Genomic DNA, 2197 nt, shown 5'->3' on the forward strand with positions numbered 1-2197 from the left:
GACGATGAAGCCGGTCGAGAGCCGGCCCTCGCGCCAGCGTGGATGGTTCATCAATGCCGACAGGAACGGAATGTTGTGCCTGATGCCGTCGACATAGAAGGCGTCGAGCGCCGTCGCCTGCGCCTCGATCGCGGCTGCGCGCGACGGCGCGTGGGTGACGAGCTTGGCGATCATCGGATCGTAATGGATCGAGATCTCGCCGCCCTCCTGCACGCCGGTGTCGTTGCGGATGGTGATGCCGTCATGACTGGCCTCGGCCGGCGGACGATACTTCACCAGGCGCCCGATCGACGGCAGGAAGTTGCGGAACGGATCCTCGGCATAGACACGCGACTCCACCGCCCAGCCGGTCAGCGTCACGTCCTTCTGCGCGATCGCGAGCTTCTCGCCGGCCGCGACCCGGATCATCTGCTCGACGAGGTCGACGCCGGTGATCAGCTCGGTGACGGGATGCTCGACCTGCAGGCGGGTGTTCATCTCCAGGAAGTAGAAGCTCTTGTCCTGGCCGGCGACGAATTCGACGGTGCCGGCGGAATCGTAATTCACCGCCTTGGCCAGCGCGACGGCCTGCTCGCCCATCTTGCGGCGGGTCTGCTCGTCGAGCAGCGGCGACGGCGCCTCCTCGATGACCTTCTGGTTGCGGCGCTGGATCGAGCACTCGCGCTCGCCGAGATAGATCACATTGCCGTGCTTGTCGCCGAGGATCTGGATCTCGATGTGCCGGGGATCGACGATGAATTTCTCGATGAAGACGCGGTCGTCGCCGAACGACGATTTCGCCTCGGCCTTGGCGAGGTTGAAGCCTTCGGCCACCTCTCCCTTCGAATGCGCGATGCGCATGCCCTTGCCGCCGCCGCCGGCAGAGGCCTTGATCATCACGGGATAACCGATCTCGTCGGCGATCTGGACAGCGTGCTTGTCGTCCTCGATCACGCCGAGGTGGCCCGGCACGGTCGAGACCTTCGCCTTCGCAGCCGCCTTCTTCGATTCGATCTTGTCGCCCATCGCGGCGATCGCGCCAGGGTTCGGGCCGATGAAGACGATGCCGGCGGCTTCCAGCGCCCGCGGGAACGCCTCGCGCTCGGACAGGAAGCCGTAGCCGGGATGCACCGCCTGCGCACCGGTCTTGCGGCAGGCCTCGACGATCTTGTCGATCAGAAGATAGCTCTCGGCCGCGGCAGGCGGGCCGATCAGCACGGCTTCGTCAGCCATCTCGACATGCAGCGCGTCGCGGTCGGCCTCGGAGTAGACGGCAACCGTCTCAATCCCCATACGGCGCGCAGTCTTGATGACCCGGCAGGCGATCTCGCCGCGGTTGGCGATCAGGATTTTCTTGAACATGTTCACAACGGCAAATTGTCGTGCTTCTTCGCGGGGATTTCGACCTTCTTGTCCTTCAACATCGCCAGTGCGCGCGCAATCCGACGCCGTGTCGAATGCGGCATGATGACGTCGTCGATGTAGCCGCGTTCGGCGGCGATGAAGGGGGACAGGAAGCGGTCTTCGTATTCCTTGGTTCTTGCTGCGATCTTGTCGGGGTCGCCGATGTCAGAGCGGAAGATGATCTCCACCGCGCCCTTGGCGCCCATCACGGCGATCTGGGCGGTCGGCCAGGCGTAGTTCATGTCGGCGCCGATCTCCTTCGAGGCCATGACGTCGAACGCGCCGCCATAGGCCTTGCGGGTGATGATGGTGACGAGCGGCACCGTGCACTGCGAATAGGCGAACAAGAGCTTGGCACCGTGCTTGATCAGCCCGCCATATTCTTGGCTCGTGCCCGGCAGGAAGCCCGGCACGTCGACGAAGGTCACGATCGGGATGTTGAAGGCATCGCAGAACCGCACGAAGCGTGCCGCCTTGCGCGAGGCATCGCTGTCGAGCACGCCCGCCAGCACCATCGGCTGGTTGGCGACGAAGCCCACCGTGCGGCCGGCGATGCGACCGAAGCCGGTGACGATGTTCTTGGCGAAGGTCTCCGATATCTCGAAGAAGTCGCCCTCGTCGACGACCTTCAGGATCAGCTCCTTCATGTCGTAGGGCTTGTTCGGATTGTCGGGGATCAGCGTGTCCAAGGACATGTCGACCCGGCCTATATCGTCGAAGCTCGGCCATTCCGGCACTCCGTCGCTGTTGTTCGACGGCAGGAAGTCGATCAGCCGGCGCATCTGCAACAGCGCGTCGACGTCGTTCTCGAAGG

The 2197-nt window shown here is 64.0% G+C and carries 2 protein-coding genes; both read right to left on the reverse strand.

The features are described from left to right. Window positions 1-1341: acetyl-CoA carboxylase biotin carboxylase subunit (locus tag H8A92_RS40265; protein ID WP_229200779.1), on the reverse strand; the 1341-nt coding region annotated here is incomplete at its 3' end. 2 nt (window positions 1342-1343) lie between these two features. Further along, on the reverse strand, window positions 1344-2197 hold an 854-nt coding region (locus H8A92_RS40270; RefSeq protein ID WP_274613365.1), incomplete at its 5' end, for an acyl-CoA carboxylase subunit beta.

It is taken from the genome of Bradyrhizobium acaciae, from assembly GCF_020889785.1.
Lineage (GTDB): Bacteria > Pseudomonadota > Alphaproteobacteria > Rhizobiales > Xanthobacteraceae > Bradyrhizobium > Bradyrhizobium acaciae.